Genomic DNA, 265 nt, shown 5'->3' on the forward strand with positions numbered 1-265 from the left:
CGGCCATCCTCCTTTTCCGGCTTCCGCTCCAGGATGGCCTTCATGGCCTCAATCAGTCCCTGGCACTGGTAATAGGTCAGCCATTCCACTGCATCCACCCGGTACATCCGGTGGCACAGGGCACGGACCTGCCGCTCATCCCAGCCCAGCTTCTCCTTCAGCTGTCCTATCTTTCGGCGCTGCCGTCCGGTCTGCGGGTTCCCCCTGCGCTCCGGCAGCCTCCCTTCCTGCCGTTTGATATCGTCCTTCTGTTTCTGCAGGATAT

1 protein-coding gene is annotated in these 265 nt (G+C 61.1%); it reads right to left on the reverse strand.

Features of this window, described 5'->3' with window-relative positions:
- Window positions 1-265: phage protein GemA/Gp16 family protein (locus LI015_RS28130; protein WP_227126794.1), on the reverse strand; the 265-nt coding region annotated here is incomplete at both ends.

Source organism: Enterocloster sp. 210928-DFI.2.20 (assembly GCF_020554465.1).
Classification (GTDB): Bacteria; Bacillota; Clostridia; order Lachnospirales; family Lachnospiraceae; genus Enterocloster; species Enterocloster bolteae.